Source organism: Halomonas salipaludis, from assembly GCF_002286975.1.
In the GTDB taxonomy this organism is placed as follows: Bacteria; Pseudomonadota; Gammaproteobacteria; order Pseudomonadales; family Halomonadaceae; genus Franzmannia; species Franzmannia salipaludis.
Genome location: NZ_NSKB01000001.1, coordinates 1 through 18,149, shown reverse-complemented (window position 1 = coordinate 18,149; position 18,149 = coordinate 1). Strand labels below are relative to the sequence as shown.

At 56.9% G+C, this 18,149-nt stretch carries 18 protein-coding genes; 10 read left to right on the top strand and 8 right to left on the bottom strand.

Going from position 1 to position 18,149, the window contains the following annotated elements; genetic code table 11:
* Positions 1-24 precede the first annotated feature (24 nt).
* From CK498_RS00100 to CK498_RS00085, 4 genes are all read right to left on the bottom strand, one after another.
* Positions 25-441, bottom strand: coding sequence for a VOC family protein (locus CK498_RS00100; protein WP_095618841.1), 417 nt, complete (start codon positions 439-441; stop codon positions 25-27).
* Between the two features lie 53 nt (positions 442-494).
* The gene (locus CK498_RS00095) at positions 495-860 is read right to left on the bottom strand and encodes a cupin domain-containing protein (protein WP_095618840.1); all 366 of its coding nucleotides are present in this window, start codon (positions 858-860) and stop codon (positions 495-497) included.
* 101 nt (positions 861-961) lie between these two features.
* The gene (locus tag CK498_RS00090) at positions 962-2,278 is read right to left on the bottom strand and encodes a nucleotide disphospho-sugar-binding domain-containing protein (RefSeq protein WP_095618839.1); all 1,317 of its coding nucleotides are present in this window, start codon (positions 2,276-2,278) and stop codon (positions 962-964) included.
* On the bottom strand, positions 2,275-3,207 hold the full coding sequence (locus tag CK498_RS00085) for a GntR family transcriptional regulator (RefSeq protein ID WP_095618838.1): 933 nt from the start codon (positions 3,205-3,207) through the stop codon (positions 2,275-2,277). The genes CK498_RS00090 and CK498_RS00085 overlap by 4 nt, the downstream gene beginning before the upstream one ends.
* Before the next feature lie 192 nt (positions 3,208-3,399).
* On the opposite strand from CK498_RS00085, the gene CK498_RS00080 reads away from it, so the two are divergent.
* The 10 genes from CK498_RS00080 (at position 3,400) to CK498_RS00030 (ending at position 14,496) form a co-directional block, all read left to right on the top strand.
* Positions 3,400-4,449 carry a polyamine ABC transporter substrate-binding protein gene (locus CK498_RS00080; RefSeq protein ID WP_095618837.1) on the top strand — a complete coding sequence of 350 codons (1,050 nt, stop codon included), beginning with the start codon at positions 3,400-3,402 and terminating at the stop codon, positions 4,447-4,449.
* A 101-nt stretch (positions 4,450-4,550) separates the two neighbouring features.
* Entirely contained in the window at positions 4,551-5,414 is an 864-nt protein-coding gene (locus CK498_RS00075; RefSeq protein ID WP_217987664.1) for an ABC transporter permease, read from the top strand.
* On the top strand, positions 5,407-6,198 hold the full coding sequence (locus tag CK498_RS00070) for an ABC transporter permease (protein ID WP_095618836.1): 792 nt from the start codon (positions 5,407-5,409) through the stop codon (positions 6,196-6,198). The genes CK498_RS00075 and CK498_RS00070 overlap by 8 nt, the downstream gene beginning before the upstream one ends.
* A complete protein-coding gene (locus CK498_RS00065; RefSeq protein ID WP_095618835.1) occupies positions 6,195-7,259 on the top strand; it encodes an ABC transporter ATP-binding protein in 1,065 nt (354 codons plus the stop codon). Before CK498_RS00070 ends, CK498_RS00065 begins: the two co-directional genes overlap by 4 nt.
* Positions 7,260-7,337: 78 nt before the next feature.
* Entirely contained in the window at positions 7,338-8,624 is a 1,287-nt protein-coding gene (locus CK498_RS00060; RefSeq protein ID WP_095618834.1) for a nucleotide disphospho-sugar-binding domain-containing protein, read from the top strand.
* Between the two features lie 92 nt (positions 8,625-8,716).
* Positions 8,717-9,061, top strand: a complete 345-nt coding sequence (locus CK498_RS00050; protein ID WP_095618833.1) for a cupin domain-containing protein — start codon at positions 8,717-8,719, stop codon at positions 9,059-9,061.
* Positions 9,016-10,113: an aminoglycoside phosphotransferase family protein gene (locus CK498_RS00045; protein ID WP_217987663.1), complete on the top strand. Its 1,098-nt coding sequence runs from the start codon at positions 9,016-9,018 to the stop codon at positions 10,111-10,113. Before CK498_RS00050 ends, CK498_RS00045 begins: the two co-directional genes overlap by 46 nt.
* Positions 10,106-11,611, top strand: a complete 1,506-nt coding sequence (locus tag CK498_RS00040) for an aldehyde dehydrogenase family protein (RefSeq protein WP_095618831.1) — start codon at positions 10,106-10,108, stop codon at positions 11,609-11,611. The genes CK498_RS00045 and CK498_RS00040 overlap by 8 nt, the downstream gene beginning before the upstream one ends.
* Before the next feature lie 28 nt (positions 11,612-11,639).
* Positions 11,640-13,118 (top strand): aldehyde dehydrogenase family protein, encoded by a 1,479-nt coding sequence (locus CK498_RS00035; RefSeq protein ID WP_095618830.1) that lies wholly within the window; start codon positions 11,640-11,642, stop codon positions 13,116-13,118.
* Positions 13,111-14,496, top strand: coding sequence for an NAD(P)/FAD-dependent oxidoreductase (locus CK498_RS00030; protein ID WP_095618829.1), 1,386 nt, complete (start codon positions 13,111-13,113; stop codon positions 14,494-14,496). Before CK498_RS00035 ends, CK498_RS00030 begins: the two co-directional genes overlap by 8 nt.
* A 28-nt stretch (positions 14,497-14,524) precedes the next feature.
* On the opposite strand, the gene CK498_RS00025 is transcribed toward CK498_RS00030, so the two are convergent.
* From CK498_RS00025 to CK498_RS00010, 4 genes are all read right to left on the bottom strand, one after another.
* Positions 14,525-15,457: a DMT family transporter gene (locus tag CK498_RS00025; protein ID WP_095618828.1), complete on the bottom strand. Its 933-nt coding sequence runs from the start codon at positions 15,455-15,457 to the stop codon at positions 14,525-14,527.
* A 185-nt stretch (positions 15,458-15,642) separates the two neighbouring features.
* A complete protein-coding gene (locus CK498_RS00020) occupies positions 15,643-15,972 on the bottom strand; it encodes a DHCW motif cupin fold protein (RefSeq protein ID WP_095618827.1) in 330 nt (109 codons plus the stop codon).
* Between the two features lie 69 nt (positions 15,973-16,041).
* Complete coding sequence (locus CK498_RS00015; protein WP_095618826.1) at positions 16,042-16,542, bottom strand: GNAT family N-acetyltransferase; 501 nt, start codon at positions 16,540-16,542, stop codon at positions 16,042-16,044.
* Positions 16,543-16,786: 244 nt separating this feature from the next.
* On the bottom strand, positions 16,787-17,746 hold the full coding sequence (locus CK498_RS00010) for a LysR family transcriptional regulator (RefSeq protein ID WP_095618825.1): 960 nt from the start codon (positions 17,744-17,746) through the stop codon (positions 16,787-16,789).
* Positions 17,747-18,149 lie beyond the last annotated feature (403 nt).

Here is an 18,149-nt window from a genome sequence, read left to right as displayed (position 1 = left end):
TATCCAGTTTTTCGCCGCCTCCGGCTAGGCGTCCTCATCCCGCGGGCCAACCCAGAACAGTGGGTTGTGCGCCACCTCCCACAGGTAGCCGTCCGGGTCGGCGAAATATCCCGAGTAGCCGCCCCAGAACACTTTCTGCGCCGGCTTCACCAAAGTGGCGCCGGCGGCAATGGCCTGCGCCATCACCGCGTCGACCGCGGCCTCGGATTCGACGTTGTGGGCAAGCGTGAACCCGGCAAAGCCGGTACCCTCAGCGGACACCCCGGCATCCTCGGCCAATGCCTCGCGGCCGTAAAGCCCCAGCCAGCTGCCGTTGAGCGTGAAGAAGGCCACCTCCGGCGGCGACTCCATCCGCGGCAGGCCAAGGCCCTGCTCGTAGAACCGCACCGACGCCGCCAGATCCCTGACGCCGAGGGTGATCATGCTGATTCTTGGATTCATGACGAGTTACCTCGGGTCATAATCATGGTTCACCATCCTGCTACAACTAGAAGCTATATCCATATATCATTTTCCGCCTTTAGCTCGCCACCTTCGTCTCCAGTATTGACGATGCCACGAGGTTCAATGAGAAGCACATGGCATTCACTTTCCGCAAAGGGCTTATGTTCCACACCTTTAGGAACCACATACATTTCGCCTTCGGATAAGTGCACCATGCCATCCCGAAGTTCTATTCCCATACTCCCCTTAACCACTAGAAATACCTCGTCTGTGTCCTTATGATCATGCCATACAAAGTCCCCCTTAAACTTAACCACCTTAAACTGGTAATCGTTCATTTCGGCCACTACACGAGGCGACCAGTGCTCTGTGAACTTACCAAATTTTTCTGCTAGATTAATCGTACTCGTCTGCACTTTTAGACACCTCCTCACTCTCATTATGTCAACAGGCATATCATATGATTGCTTATCACTTGAAATGCACAATTACGCTCAACACTATAACTTAGCAGGCCTCAACGACGACGTCTTTCAGCAGATAGAGATTGGTTCGGTACGTCGAGAGCTGCCATAACCGCTTCTGCAGCGCGTAGCGCCCCGGGATCGGCCTGCATCTCGCGAGAGATGCGTTGGAGCCTGGCAGCCATTTGCGTGTCGTGAAGCAACGATAGGATCGCCGCGCGGAGGCTGTCAGGCGACCAGGTCGCCCGGTCGAGATGCTGTCCCGTACCTGTCGCCTGGGCCCGTTGCGCATTATCGTGTCCATCCCAGCAGTAGGGTATGACCAACGAGGGTACACCGTGAAACAGGGCCTCGCAGAAGCTATTGTTGCCCCCATGGTGGATAAAGAGCGCGCTTTGTTTAACGACGGAAGGCTGCGGAAACCAGCTACCGAGATACACATTGTCAGGCACATGCTGATACGCCTCGAGGAACCCGCCGACATTGACCACAAAGCGTGCCGGTAGCGTGGCAAACGTATCGATCATCTTGCCAATCAGTTCGGTATCGATCGCTCCCAGGCTACCAAAGCTCATGTAGACCAGAGGCCCATCGTCGGCCGGCAGCACAGGCGGATCAAAACGCGACTCTTCCCTGACACAGCCTTCCAGAAAGACGAAACGATCCGCAGGCAGAGGGCTCGCTCGCGAGTAACGCACGGCGCTTGGGGCCAGCAGCAAGTTGAGCCTGTCAGAATTCTCCAGGAAGGAGCCGGGGGGCAACGGGCGCAGACCACGTGACTGCCGAAACGCGTTATAGCGACGATGCGCCGACTCTGTCACATTCAAGTAGGTTTGTTCGAATCGAGCCACTGACACGGCGTCTTGCGGTGCCAGCCCAGACAGATAAGGAGGCACCAAGGGGTCTGGAATCTCGGTTTCAGCGCAGGATACGATCCGCACCCATGGATACCCAGAACGCACGATGGCTGGGAACATGATGACATTGTCGAGCAATATAGCATCTGGGCGAATCTGGTCTAGCAGGCTTTCGACCCCCGCTTCGGCATCGATCGCCGTATCCACTATCGCGTCCCAGGTGGGTGCGACGTAGGTGGCTAACTGCTCTTCCGCGCTGAGGTTGAAGTGCGGAAGATGCCTATTGATAAAGGCCTGCCAGTAGTCTGCATTCCTATGCAGCTGAGCCTCGGATGGAGCAGGCAGGTGGTACTCCTTGAACCCGTACTCGGCAAACACACCGGTAAAACCGTGGTGACACAGGAACACCGGTAAGGCCCCCATATGGCGTAACTGCTGTGCAATACCCACACAGTTCAGCGCAGCACCAAAACTCGCTTCAGGAAACAACGCGATCACGCGGGGATGACTCATTGATGCGCTCCTCGCATCAGCGGTGGTATGCCGCGATTGGCAGCTTGCGGGCGCCGAATTCGCGAGCGGCGCAGGTGAAGCACCATCTGGTCCGCTGCAAGCTCGAATTGATGACGCTCGAGACTGTCGAGAATTTCAAGGTGTTCATCCAGTGACTGCCGCAACCTGAAATCGGGAATCGAAATGTCCTTCTGTGTCGCACGACGCAGCCGATGATGGGCCATAAGCGCTCCTCGGGCAAAGCGGTTGCCTGAACACTCGGCAATAAAACTGTGGAATTCGGTATCAAGCCGCAGAAAGCCGGTGCTAGTGATAAGCCCCTCTTGTGTTTCAAGAAGCTCTTGCATCCGCAGCTTGAGCAACCCCGCTTTCTTGATATCCATGATGAATCCTGGTGCAAGAATGGCCTGAGGTTCAGTCGCGAGGCGGAAGGCGAGACTTTCATCGACGGCTTTTGGCGTATCGAACATCGGCTGAAATGCCCATGACCGTCCCGGGAGCTGTGTCACCACCCCATCCCTCGACAGTATTTTTAGTGCATTTAGTACCGAACTGCGTGTCACATTATAACGACGCACCAATGCACTGACGGACTGAATATCGCCGATACGCCGATCAGCACGGTCGGACAGGATTCTTTGGGCCAGAGAATCCTCCATATCCTCCAGCCGATGCACTGCCTCGGTCAGTTCGTCTGCCCGACCTATTTCAAGGAAAAACCCCTCCTCCTCTCTCCAAGAAAGAATCTCCTTTTCTTCCAATAGCTTAAATGCTGCTCGAATCGGCGTACGCGAGACACTACAGGCCTGGGAAAAGGCTTGCTCGGGGAGATGATCGCCAGGCCTCATTCCCCGCTCCAGCACGAGGCCAATCACCTGCTGTGCCAAAGCAATATGATTCTGTCGACTGTTCCGGCGACTTTTAGCCATGCAAGCACTCCCATGAAAAGGCTGATGAACGAACCACAGCCGCTAGCAGAAAAGAACAGCGAATACACATTGACGTATCATTGGTTTGATTAATACTAGCATACGAGGTGGACAACAAGTGCAGGCCACCGACTGATCTCCACGACGGATATATCCTGGAGAGCAATATAAGAACAACACTGAGGACTCGACATGCAGCGTTTTCGATCCAGCATTGGACTACTTCTTGGTGCCGGCCTTGCCTGCGGTGCTGGCGCGGCTTCAGCCGACGCCCTTGTCATCTCCAACTGGGACGGCTACATGGCGCCTGAAGCACTCGATAGCTTCCTGGAAGCTACCGGCAACGAGGCCGAGCTCGTCTTGCACGGCACCAATGAAGAGATAATGGGAAAGCTCATCGCCTCTAAGGGTAGAGGCTATGATGTGGTCTTCGTGTCATCCCCTTTCGCTGAAGTCTTACAGCACCTAGGATTAGCGGAGCAGCTCGATCACGAGCAAATTCCGAATCTTGCCAATCTGTATCCTGAAGCCACTCAGCTGGAACATGATCCTGGGAATCATTACTCGGTACCCTACACATGGGGTTCCACCGGATTGTGCTACCGATCCGACCTGGTCACCGGGCAGCCTGACTCTTGGCACGACTTGCTAACTCCCAGTGATGAGCTGCAGGGTAAAACCACAATGTTGGCTACCGACCGCTGGCTCCTGGGGGCAGGTTTTCTCGCCCAAGGTTACTCCGTCAACGAAACCGATCCCGATAAACTCGCCGATGTTCGCGATCTTCTGATAGAAGCGAAGAAAGGCCTACTGGCCTACGACGATACGACATTTTACGCCAAGCTGGTATCAGGCGAAGCTCTGATGGTCCATGCCTGGGATGGCTGGTGCAACTACGGCATTGCTGAAAACGCTGATATTCAATACGTGATCCCTCAGGAAGGCTCCGACCTCTGGGTGGATACAATGGTGATTCTCAAGGGCTCGGAAAACAAGGCAGCGGCTTACGAGTTCGTCAATTACGTGCTAGATGCCGACAATCATCGCTGGGCAAGCGAGAATATCCTTTACAAGGTTCCCAACCAGGCGGCGATGGAAGCACTTGACCCAACACTGATCGAGCAATTTCCCAATCTTGGCATGACGCCGAACGACATGATGACTTACGAGCAACTACGCAACGTCGGTGATGCTCAGCGTGCCTACTCGCGGATGGTTTCTGAAATAAAGGCTGCTAACTAGCGCTCTGCAGCGCCCGGGGTGACGGGCCCCGGGCGTTATCACGGCCATCAGCAATACGCCAGGACCTTTCGTACCTCGGGAAGCAAGTAATCGAGTGGCCAATGACTGACCGCAAACCTATTTACTTGATGACACCAGCTCTGGCATGGCTTACCGCGTTCATGGTAGTACCTTGCCTGCTGATCCTGGCGCTGGCCTTCTTTCAGCGTGGCACCTATGGGGGGATCGTTTATGAGCTCTCACTGGACAATATAGCGCAGGTATTCGACCCACTCTATGGCAGGATCTTTCTCAAGTCAGCCGGCATAGCAGCACTCGCAGCCACCATCGCCGTTGTTATTGGCTATGCTGCCGCCTACGCCATTGCTTCCATGCCCAGGAGACACCAGCCGATTCTGCTCTTCTTCGCGGTACTGCCATTTTGGTCGAATTATCTCGTACGTACCTATGCGTGGATCGTTCTGCTGAATCGTGAGGGATTGATTGTTTCCTTTACCCGTGCAGTCGGCTTAGAAGGCGAACTGCCACAGATGCTCTACACGGAAACAGCCGTGGTCATTGGTCTGGTCTATAACTATCTTCCTTTCGTCATCCTTGCCTGTTATGCCCCCCTCTCCAGGCTAAACCCAGAGATCCATGAAGCATCGCGTGACCTTGGCGCCTCCGAGTGGACGACATTTCGTCGTGTCACGCTCCCCATGACTGTGCCTGGCATCGCCACCGGCTTTGTTTTCGTCTTCGTGCTATCGATCGGTAACTTCGTGACTCCGGCTCTTTTGGGGGGTGGGCAATTTCAGATGATTGGCAACCTTATCTATGATCAATTCCTGACGTCAAACGACTGGCCCTTCGGTGCCGCTTTATCAATGATTCTTATCGCTATCATGATGGGATTATTGACACTACAAACCTTCGCGAGTGAAAAGGCTTCGGGTCAGCAGCGGTCGGAGAAGGTCGATGACTAACCGCAGCAGTCTACGGCTCATGCTGCTGATTCTTTCGGCAACATTTGCCTTTCTCTATATTCCCATATCGGTGCTCTTTGCCCTCTCTTTTAACGCAAGTGGCCTGCCGACTGCTTGGACCGGTTTTTCTACGCACTGGTACGCAGCACTGATTACCAATAGCGATATACTCGGCGCGGCGTTGAACACACTAATTGTAGCTGCTGCCTCAACCTTTTCCGCAACGCTGCTGGGCACCCTTCTGGCAATTGGCGTGGAGATACGTCGCCGCAGGGGGCATTTCCTCGAAACGCTGATCTTTGCCCCCATGATTATTCCCGATATTGTGCTGGCCATCGCATTGCTCAGTTTCTTTTCCATGCTCGATTTACGCATGGGTCTACATACGATCATTATCAGCCATACCGTCTTCAATCTCGCCTTTGTCTGTGCAGTCGTAAGAGCGCGACTCAAGAACTTCGACTGGTCGATCGTTGAAGCGTCTAGCGATCTTGGCGCAACGACTTCCATCACCTTGCGCCGCGTGATACTCCCGGTGTTAATGCCGGCAGTCGTCTCAGGCGCCCTGCTTGCTTTCACCCTTTCCATCGACGAGTTCATTATTGCCTACTTCACGGCTGGCCCTGGACGTAACTCGATCACACTGCCCATGCAGATATTCTCGATGATCCGTTTTGGCGTAACGCCCGAAATCAACGCGCTAGCCGTGCTGGTGATGACGCTATCCGTCGTCGCTCTGGCCATATCACAGCGCCTCAACCGTGGAAGGCTCCCGGGACAATGACTAGGCCCCTACTGTCGCTTGCGAACATAGAGAAACGCTTTGGCGAACTTCGCGCCGTCAATGGGGTAACGCTCGATATTCACGAGAATGAGTTCTTTGCACTGCTTGGCGCATCCGGCAGTGGCAAGACGACCCTGCTGCGCATGCTCGCCGGTTTCGAAATCCCATCATCCGGGAGCATCCTGCTCGACGGGCGCGATATCTCTCAGGTACCGCCCAATCATCGCCCGGTCAACCTGATGTTCCAATCCTACGCGCTGTTCCCACATATGAGCGTGGCGCAGAACATTGCCTATGGCCTGGAAATGGAGAGGCTGCCTCGCTCTGAAATTAATCAGCGCGTTGACGAAATGCTGAGCACCATCCAGTTAGCCCACCTAGCCGAGCGAAAACCCCACCAGCTCTCCGGAGGCCAGCAACAGCGAGTGGCGTTGGGTCGAGCGCTCGTCAAGCGGCCTCGCTTGCTGCTACTGGACGAACCGCTTGGCGCTCTGGACAAGAAATTACGCGGGGAAATGCAGCTCGAGCTAAAGCATATCCAGAATACGTTCGGCATCACCTTCATCGTCGTCACACATGACCAAGAAGAGGCGCTCGTGATGGCTGACCGCATTGCGATCCTGAAAGATGGAGCACTGCTACAATGCGGCTCCCCGCGCGACATCTACGAATATCCTATCGACCGCTTTGCCGCCGATTTCATCGGCATCATGAACTTCCTACCCTCGCGCGTTGACGCGGGCGCACTTAGCGCCGCCGATGGCAGCCGAATATCCGCCCTACTTCCAGGCGATCTCAAATCTGGGGATAACGTCTTGGCGGCAGTGCGTCCCGAGCGCCTACGCCTGGGGGCAGCGGATGCCGAGAACTGCCTGAGTGGGCAGATACGTGCCATGGCCTACCACGGCCTTGACCTGCACCTGCATCTCGATACGCCACTTTCATCGCAACCGCTGATGGTGCGACTGACGGCAGACGCAGCGGAAGGTCATCCGTTTGCCGTTGGCGAGAAAGTCACCGTCGGCTGGTCTGCCCACGATACCCGCGTATTCACTGTCTAAGTCACCCCAGCGTGTGACGTAAATAACAACGACAAGCGCTGCGCGATCTGCGCAAGCCCCAACGAGAGAGGAAACGACATGACAACCAAAACCTTCGCCTTTTTCCCCGAAGCCGCGTACGGCCCGGCGCTCAACTCGGTGGGTATCGCCCAGGCCGTCGAACGGCTAGGTCACAAAGCCGTCTTTCTCTCCGACCCTGGCTTTATCGAGGTGTATGAGAGTTACGGTTTCGAGTCGTATCCCGTCAACCTCTCGGAGCCGATGCCACCAGAGCAGATGGCCAAGTTCTGGGATGAGTTCATCAACGGGCATATCCCGAATTTCCGTAAGTCCCCCATCGATCAGCTTGATAACTATGTCAAGGAGTGCTGGGAAGCCATCGTCGACAGTGCCAAATGGGCAGAAGAGGATCTTCCATCGGTTCTCGCGCGCATTAAGCCGGATGTGATCGCCGTCGACAACGTTATTCTTTTCCCAGCCATCAAGCAGTATGGCGTACCCTGGGTACGGATCATTTCCTGTTCGGAAAACGAAATAGAAGACGAAGCGATCCCGCCGCATCTGTCTGGTATGAGCGAGCATGACACAGCAGGCCACCAGGCCTTCCGCGCCAAGTTCAATGAGGTGATCAAGCCGATTCATGATGACTTCAACGACTTCCTGACCTCGGCCGGCGAAGCCCCCTACCCGCTCGGGCAATTCTTTGAGGCCTCGCCTCACCTTAACCTGCTGCTATACCCGGCACCGGTCACCTATCGCCGTGCTCAGCCACTCGACCCTTTACGCTTCCAGTACCTCGAGGGCTGCGTACGCCAGGATAAGCCTTATGCGATTCCAGAATTCAAGAAGAACGATGACGGGCCACTGCTATACGTCTCTTTTGGCTCACTCGGTTCGGGAGACACCGAACTGCTCAAACGCTTGATCACTTTGATCGGCAAGAGCCGCTATCGGGCACTGGTGAATGTCGGCGACTACAAGGACGATTACTCCAACATCCCCGACAACATCGTCATCGATAGCTGGTTCCCCCAGCCGTCTGTCATACCCCAGGTTGATGCGGTGATTCATCACGGTGGCAATAACTCGTTCACCGAATGCCTCTATTTCGGCAAGCCTGCCATCATCATGTCGTATGTATGGGATGGCCACGATAATGCCATGCGTGTTCAAGAAACCGGACACGGCTTCCGTTCGGAACGCTACGACTGGACCGATGAAGAGCTGATCGAAATGATCGAGACCTGCCTCAGCGACACCGCCATGGCCAGGCGTCTCAAGGCAACCTCGGAGCACATGCAGTCGCAAGACGGTCAGGCAAAAGCGGCTCGCCTGCTGATCGAACTAGCGGGGACTCACCCGTGACTGTGTACTCTTTCCCGCTGGGTGGGAGGGAGAGGCCGAGGTTCACGAAACCATCCGCAATGTCTACATGCTCAGCTAAAAGGGATATCCAAATGCCGACACCTATCATGCACAAACCGCTCGACATCACCGATACGGTGGACTGGGGTACGGTCCCGACGATGATCGAGGGAGAGTCCCACACTTCCGGGGTACTGCTTCACAAAGGCCCGAACGGCCAATCCGAGTGCGGATTGTGGGTCTGCACTCCCGGCAAGTGGGCGTGTCATGTCACGCGTGACGAGTTCTGTCACTTCCTTGAGGGCAGCTGCACCTATGTCCATGAGAGCGGTGAAGTGATCGAGATCACGCCAGATACCGCCGCGTTCTTCCCGCAGGACTGGAAAGGGACATGCACGATTCACGAGACGGTAAAAAAGGTCTATATGATCCGATGACGACGATGGATCACAGCCTAGCAGCGCTACCACCGGCCGCTTCCAGCTTTCTGGCACAGCACGGCCATGCGCAGGCACGCCTTGAGCCACTGGCTGGCGATGCCTCACCGCGACGCTATTTCCGTTTACCGGAGGCCGGGCTATTGCTGATGGAAGACCGACAGGATCCCATCGCCTTCACGGCCTACCTGAGGCTGTCATACCATCTCAGCACGCTGGGGCTATCGGCACCGATAATTCACGGCGCCGCCCCCGCCCATGGGCTCGCGCTGGTGGAGGACTTCGGCCACCGCACCTACACGGCTTGCCTCGGCGCGGGCGAAGATGAGCACGCGCTGTATGCCCTCGCCGTCGACGCCCTCTTGTATCTGCACCATCATAACGGTGCGACACAGGTATCCCAGCCCGTCTATGAGATGGCGACACTACTCGACGAACTCGACGTTTTTTGCGACTGGTATGCTCCTGAGGTCAACCCGGCCATCGATCATACTGTGTTCGCGCGACAGTTCCGCACACTATGGGCGAAGGCGCTGACACCGGTAGCAGGCAAGGCCGAAGCGCTAGTATTGCGCGACTTCCACGTCGACAACCTGATGCTGCTACCGCAGCGCCAAGGCGTGGCCCGCTGCGGGCTACTGGACTTCCAGGACGCCGTGCTGGGGCCCTGCGAGTACGATCTGGTCTCTTTGCTCCAGGACGCTCGGCGAGATCTGGCACCGGGGCTGGAGCAGCAGATGCTGGAGCGCTACATCAGCGGTGCCCCCAAACGGCCGGGAGATGCGACGGCGATTCGTCGCCGCTATGCGCTCCTAGGGGCCCAGCGCCACACCCGCATTGCCGGCACTTTCCTACGCCTGAGTCGGCGTGAAGGTAAAACGCACTATCTCACCTACCTGCCCCGCGTTCTCGTGCAGCTGGAAAACAGCCTGGCGAGTGCCGGACTCACCGATATCAGGGACTTGCTGAACACGCAATTGCCCGGCTGGCAGGCCAAAGGCGCCGCCCTAGGCGACGGTTACCATGACACTCAAGGAGCGCCCCATGACTGACACGGCAACCCCTCGGTACTACCTGGTGCCGAACTACCATATCAGCGAAAGTCCGGCTCAACCGGTGATCGATCCTGCCACCCTCGAAGAGGTCGGGGTACGGGCCGAGGTGAGCAACGAGGAGCTCGACTGGGTGCTTACTCGCGTCAACTCGGCTCAGGCCACCTGGAAGCGCCTGGATGCCAAGTCCCGCGCCCACCACCTGCACCGACTCGCCAACCGTATCGAAGCCGCCGACGTCCGCCAGTGTGCCGTGCTGATGAGCCGCGAAATGGGCAAGCCCTACCCTGAAGCCATCGGCGAGGTGGCCAACTGTGCCGCAATCTTTCGCTACTATGCTGAGATGGCGCGTGACGAGGCAGGCAAGGTCGCAGGCACGACGCAATCAGGCTCGCTCCAATATGCCCGCTACGAGCCCTATGGCGTCTCCGCCCATATCATGCCCTTCAACTTCCCCATCCTGCTGATGTGCTGGACGGTCGCAGCGTCACTCGCCGCCGGCAACGGTTGCGTTATCAAACCCGCTGCCGCCACCACGCTCTCGACGCTGGAATTCATGCGGGTATTCGACGAACTGCCCGAAGGGCTAGTAGCCTGCGTACCCGGCGATGCGGCGATAGGCGAGGCTCTGGTCAAGAGCGAGCGGACACATGCCATCGCCTTTACCGGCTCGGTAGCCACCGCTCAGGCCGTCGCTGCCGCCGCCGCACAACGCATGAAGCCTGCGGTGATCGAGGCTGGCGGCTCCGACCCGATGATCATCACCGCCAATGCGCCCTTGGCAGTCGCGGCTGCCGGTGCGGTCACCGGAGCCTTTCATATGTCGGGGCAAGTCTGCACCTCTACCGAGCGACTCTACGTCGTCGACAGTATTCATGACGATTTCATCGACGCCTTCGTCGCCGAGACACAGCGCCTGCGTATCGGCAACGGACTGGAGAAGTCAGAGATCGGCCCGCTGGTCAGCCAAGCCGCGCGGGAGAAAGTCCAGCGCCTGGTGAACGATGCCATCGCCAAGGGCGCCAAGGTCGCTTGTGGCGGGCGGGTCCCTCCCGGGCTCGAGACGGGGTGGTTCTATGAGCCGACGATCCTGACCGACTGCACGCCGGCCATGGATATTCTCAATGAAGAACTTTTCGGTCCGGTCGTGGCTGTGGTGCGCGTGGATGATTTCGATGCCGCTCTGCAGGCCGCCAATGACAGCCGCTTCGGCCTCGGCGCCTCGATCTTCACTACCGACCTGGCCGAGGCACACGAAGCATCGGAACGGCTCGAGGCCGGCATGGTCTGGATCAACAACCCGATGATCGACAATGACGCCCTACCCTTCGGTGGCTGGAAAGCCTCCGGCCTGGGCCGGGAGCTGGGCCGCCAAGGCCTGGATGCCTTCCGTCGCACCAAGATGGTGGTGCTCGATCACCAACCAATCCGACAGGAGTGGTGGTACCCCTACCCCGACGACTGGTTTTACACCGGAGGCGGACGCAAGCACGTCTGAGTCGACACCCCACAGGAGACCATAGGCGATGACCACACAACTCTACATCGACGGAGCCTTCGTTGCCCCCGCGTCAGGCAGAAGCTTCCCAGCGGTTGATCCGGCGACCGAGGCGACGTTTGCCGTTGTCGCCGCCGGTGATGCCGTGGATGCGGATCTCGCGGTACGCGCAGCACGCCGTGCTTTCGATGACGGCCGCTGGTCAGAACGGCCTGTGGCCGAACGTACGGCGGCACTACGACGTATCGCGGCCGGCATTCGCGCACGCCTGAAAGAGATCGCTGCGCTCGAAACGCGTGACAACGGCAAGCCGCTGCCCGAGGCCGAATGGGACATCGAGGATGCGGCTTTCTGCTTCGACTATTATGCCGACCTGGCTGATGCAGCCGAGGCGCGGGGCGACACGGCAGTCGACGTGGGCGACGACCGTTTCGACAGTCGTATCCGCCGTGAACCCGTGGGTGTCGTGACGGCGATCACACCCTGGAACTTCCCATTGCTGATGGCAGTATGGAAAGTGGCGCCGGCGCTGGCAGCAGGCTGCACGGTGGTGCTCAAACCCTCAGAACTGTGTTCCATGTCCTGCGTAGAACTGGCCAAGATCATCGATGCCGCCGGTCTACCCGCCGGTGTATTCAACCTAATCACCGGCACCGGCCCAGAGGCAGGCGCACCGCTTACCGAGCATGCGTTGGTGGATAAGGTCGCCTTTACCGGGTCAGTCCCCACTGGCCGCAAGGTGATGCAGGCAGCGGCGGCGGGCATCCGCACCATATCGCTGGAATTGGGAGGCAAATCGCCCTTTGTCATCTTTGCCGACTGCGATATCGACAAAGCCGTAGAGTGGGTTCTCTTCGGTATTTTTTGGAACAAGGGCGAGGTCTGCTCGGCCACGTCTCGTGTGTTGATTGAACGCCCCCTCTACCCTCGACTGCTGGAGCGGCTGAAAGAAGCGGCTGAGAATATCGTCATTGGCCCGGGGGATAACGCTGGCGTCAAACTCGGGCCAATCGTTGCCAAAAGCCAGTACGACAAGATCATGGGCTTCCTCGAGCGTGCTCGCAGTAGCGGTGCACGGCGAATCACCGGCGGCGGACGGCCAACCGGCATGCAAACCGGCTACTACATTGCCCCTACTATTTATGCGGATGTGCCATTAGACGCTGAGATATGGCGTGAAGAAGTCTTTGGTCCAGTGGTGTGCATCAACCCATTCGATACAGAGCCCGAAGCCATCGCCATGGCCAACGACGGCCCCTACGGCCTGGCAGCAGCAGTCATGTCCGATGATATTGAGCGTTGCGACCGAGTCGCGGCCAAGTTGCGTGCCGGGATCATTTGGATCAACTGTTCGCAGCCCACCTTCGTTCAGGCTCCCTGGGGCGGCTACAAGAGTTCCGGCATCGGCCGAGAGCTAGGCGAAGCCGGCTTCGAAGCCTACCGCGAACTCAAGCAGATCACGCGATTCGACCATCGTCAGACGTGGGGGTGGTATCTCGATGAGTAGGACACGCTTCGACGCCGCCATCCAGACCCCTTACTGGGCGGAAACGGTACCGCCACAGCCGGCCTGCCCGGCACTCGGCGCCGAAAGTACCTGTGACTTCGCCATCATCGGTGGCGGATTCACAGGGCTATGGTGCGCACTCAAGGCTCGCGAGCGCCATCCAGATGCAAGCATCGTCGTGCTCGAAGCCTCGCATTGTGGCAACGCCGCCAGCGGTCGTAATGGGGGATTCTGTGCACCCAGCATTTCGCACGGGGTATCCAACGCGCTGGCGCGCTGGCCCAAAGAAGCAGCAACGCTGGTACGTCTAGGGCGGGAAAATCTCGATGAACTGCAAGAAGACCTCGCACGTTACGGTATCGATGCGGAATTTGAGCGCCATGGAAAGCTCAATGTCGCGGCCACACCGTGGCAAGCCGAAGGGCTTGAATCGATGCAAGCCGCTTATGCGAGATTTGGTATCGAAACGACGTTACTGGAAGGAGACGCGCTGCGGGAACGCTTCGATAGCCCAAAATATGCCACGGGGCTCTTCGAACCCAATTACGCGCTGGTCAACCCCGGCAAGCTGGTGGCGGGGTTACGTCAGGCGTGTTTGGAACAAGGGATAGCCATCCACGAACATACGCCCGTTACTGGGCTGGCCCGAACACCCCAAGAGGTCTGCCTTACTACCCCACAAGCACAACTTCGCGCCTCACGCGTAGCAATGGCCACCAATGCCGCAGTACCGCTTTTAAAGCGGCTGCGGATGGCGCTAATCCCGATATTCGATTATACGCTGGTCACCGAGCCTCTGAGCGACGCTCAGCTATCTGCCACCGGCTGGCAAGAGAGACACGGCATCGCCGATACTGGCAATCAATTTCACTATTTCCGCAAGACGGCTGACAACCGTATCTTATGGGGTGGTTTCGACGCCATCTACCACTACGGCAGTCGCCAGGACGAGGCGCTCTTGCACCGCCCGGAAAGTTACGCCCGCCTGGAGGCCAACTTTAGTGACGCCTTCCCCAGCTTGGCGGATGTCGGCTTTAGCCATGCGTGGGGTGGGATCATCGACACTTCGGCGCGCACGACCTGCTTCGCCGGTACTGCGTTCAAGGGTCGACTGGCCTACGCAATGGGATTCACCGGACAAGGCGTCTCGGCCAGCCGTTTCGCGGCACTTGCCATGCTCGATATGCTCGACGATCAACAAACAGAACGCACACGCCTTGGCATGCTGCGCCGCTTTCCAGTGCCCTTCCCACCCGAGCCGATACGCAGCGGCGCAGTACGACTCGCGCAACGTCACCTAGCCCGCGAGGACCACACCGGGCATCGCTCACTGTTTCTAAAAACACTGGACCGTTTCGGCATCGGCTTCGATTCATGAGGCATGAGAGTAAGATCCAACTCATTCGCTACGATCTAGGGGGCCAAATACCCCGTATGATGCCCAATGGCCGACCGTCGATCGCGGCGAGCCCGAGCCCAATAAGAGCCATCCCGACCACATGCTGCGGCTCGAGTTGCTCACCCAGCACCGCGGTTCCGAGCAGAATGGCGCTGACCGGAATGAGAAAGGTAACGAGTAAAAGATTCGTCGCACCGGCAGTCGCAAGAATGCGGAAGTATAAGATATAGGCGAGCGCCGTGGATAACAGAGCGAGCCCAAGCACCGCCCACCACACCTCCACTGTAGGCATAGGCAGGATCCAGGGCCGCTCGACCAGGAGCGCTAAAGGAATCAACACCACGGTCGAAGCTGTCACTTGCCCACTAGCCGTGACCAAGGGCGAGCAACCTGAGTGTCGGAACCGACGACCGAAAATACCAGCGAAGGCATAGGAGATCGCAGCGCCAAGAACAGCAAGCTGTGCGAGAGTGTTAGTGGCAAGCCCTTCAAGGGCCTCTGCCCCCATCATGTAGGCAACACCCGAAATGCCCATCAAAACGCCAATGAGGCGGCCCCCGGTCATTCTTTCATCGCTGGTCAAGTAGTGCGCAGCGACCACGGTGAAAAAGGGCGTTGAGGCATTGAGAATAGAAGCGAGCCCGCTCGCAATATGCGTCTGCCCCCAGACGATTAAACTAAACGGAATCATATTATTGAAAAATCCCATGCCTAGGAAGCCAGCCCATGCCTTCCTATCCTTTGGCATGCTCAACCCCATTGCGACTACAATGACGTTGAGAGCCACCGCCGCCAGCCCAACACGCAGCGCTACAATGGTTAGTGGCCCAAAGGCATCAACCGCAACTTCAACGAAAAAGAATGAACCACCCCAGAGCACCGACAACGCGATTAACAACAACCACTCCACCAGCCCCATTGAGCTATTGACGCTTTTCATGTGCATTCTCTCTTCTACTAATGGAATGCACTTAAGCTAGGGCCAGCCGCACCGGATAACACTCCGATTCTTGCGCTGGAATTCAAAGGCAAAGAAAATTGATGACATCGGGTCAACCGAGACTCCCCAGTTGACGTTTCTAGGCTAGACGCTATCGCCATCCAAAATAATACAGATTACCTGCATCAATCTACGACGAACAGCTTGGCACCTTGCTTGGTTGATGAGCGGTGACGTTCAGCGTTATCTGCCACTTGATAGCTAGAGCCCGGCTGGAGAACAAAGCAGCGCCCGTCTTCAAGCTCAGTGTGAAGTTCACCTTCAAGGCAGAGTAAAATGTGCCCTTTTGAACACCAGTGGTCCGCCAGATAGCCGGGGCTATACTCAACCATGCGCACTCGAATATCGCCAAAATTACGCGTGCGCCAGTAAGCGATCCCCTGTTCTCCGGTGTGTTCGGTCTTCTCAACGTCAGACCAGTCAGTCACCCCAAATGGTAAATCAGTTATTTTCAAAACACTGCTCCTTGAGTAACCTCTGTATTGAACACCGACTATCATGCAGTATGTGCATTGACGGGAACTTCACTGCTCGTCAGCAAGCCGCTTACCCATGATACACAGGCTAAACTCGCTGCCATCCATTTCTGCCACGTCAGGTAGCCGCCCCCACTCCTGAAACCCGAACGCTTGCAGCAGTCCGATACTGGGCAGGTTGTGGGAAAAAACGTAGCCAACCAAGGCTTTCACACCCAAGGTTGGCGCAAGGGACATCGCCTCACTAAGCAAAGTACGGCCAAGGTGCTGCCCTTGATGGTCAGGTGCAATATAGATACTGAGCTCAGCCGTATGCCGATAGGCAGGACGCCCATAGAAGTCTTCGAAGCTCATCCAAGCAACGACTTCATCGTTTTTTTCATAGACGAGAAGTGGGCGTCGTTCGGGATCGTGCTTACGAAACCACTCGGACCTCGATTCGATACTGACAGGCTGAGTATCTGCAGTAGACTTTCTAGTCGGCACAGCAGCATTATAGATTTCAACCACCCTTGCCAGATCCCGCTCTAGCGCATTTCGTATCGTCATAATTGTACGTTCCTTTTTCTTGACCAACACCATGTGCAACGCTGTTGTGGAGGCAAATTCATTATGTAAAAGCCAAGACCATATTTGGCCTAACTACATGTATCGCTAGACAAAGCCAAGAGCCTTCCTAGCTCTTTAAATAGCCACCTCAACTGCCGAAAAGGCTTGAGGATGGGTTATCCAACAAATAGCTCTCATATTTACATTTTCCGCTACTACGAAGTTTTCGTACTGGCGAACCGCTTTAGTTCAATAATGGTCCGGCCAGGCGCTGTTTCTGTGCACGGACGGCTTCCGTCAGAAAGTCCATGAAGGCATGAATCCTCACTACGCCTCGCAGATCCGGGTGCATCAGAAACCACAGTCCGTATTCCAACTCGGGGATGGGGTCGGTGAGCTGGACAATATTCGGATCTTCGTCCGCAAGATAACAGGGCAGGACAGCCAGCCCCATACCGGATCGAACAGCGCTGAGTATATTGACCAGAGTATCTACACGGTAGACACAAGCTGTCTGCAGCGCATGATTCTCCATCCACTGCTCCAGTGCTGAGTCCTGCAGTCGTGGTCCTGCACCAATCCAGGGGTGGCTGGCAAAGCTCTCGATGCCCCTCCCAGGTGTCAGACCAAGGCTTCGCTGTCCGTAGACGGCCTGTCCAATGCTGGTCAGCGGTCGACCGATCAGGTTTTCAGGCGGATGATTTGACGGACGGATGGCGACGTCAGCTTCTCTGCGGGTGAGATTGAATAACTGGTTGGAGACGGCGACGTCAAGCATGATGCCAGGGTATCTGTGCCGGAATTGCGTGAACAGGGGAGAGAGCAGCCCCATCAGCAGTGAGTCCGTTGTAGTTGTCCAGATTTCTCCGCTGGGTTCCAGGTCGCGTCCTGCGACTTTACGTTCGGCTGCCAGAGCAGCCTCATCCATAATCTTCGCCGTGTCGGCGAGCTCTTCCCCTGCAAGGGTTGGCCGGTAACCGGTCCGGCTTCTCTCAAAAAGAGAAACACCCAGACGCTGTTCGATATCACCTAGACGTCGGAACACCGTGGCATGACTGACACCTAGAACGCGTGAGGCACCAGACAGAGACCCTGCGGTTGCGATTGCAAGAACGGTCTCAAAGTCATTCCACGCCAGATGACTCCTTGTTTTCTGTGTAATAACCGAGGGTTGCCTGAGCTGCCCACCTGTACGTTTTTGCAAAGCTCGTACTCGTTTTTATGGAATATCTTGCATTATAGAACAAGCCTAGCATGTGCCTGAACCGATGCGACAGCCAAAGCATCCCGTCACAAGGGGTGATGAAAGCGAGGTCAGGAGCATGATGAAGTCAAGAAAAGCGAAAAAGTTTCAATACTATAGAGCGACAATTACTCTGGCCGGCCGACGACAACTATTGTGGCCGGTTGCCCTAAGCTTGACCGCTTGTCCCGACCCACCAGGGAGCCGGTATGGCGGTCACCAGCCAACAGGTCACGCTCTATATGTCGCAACGCCAACAAGGCCAGACCCAGGAGGTCGCCGCCGCCAAGGCCGGCCTCTCCGTCAGAACCGCTCGCCGCCTCGAACGCCGGGCCGAGTCCTCTGAGCTGCCGGCACCACGGCA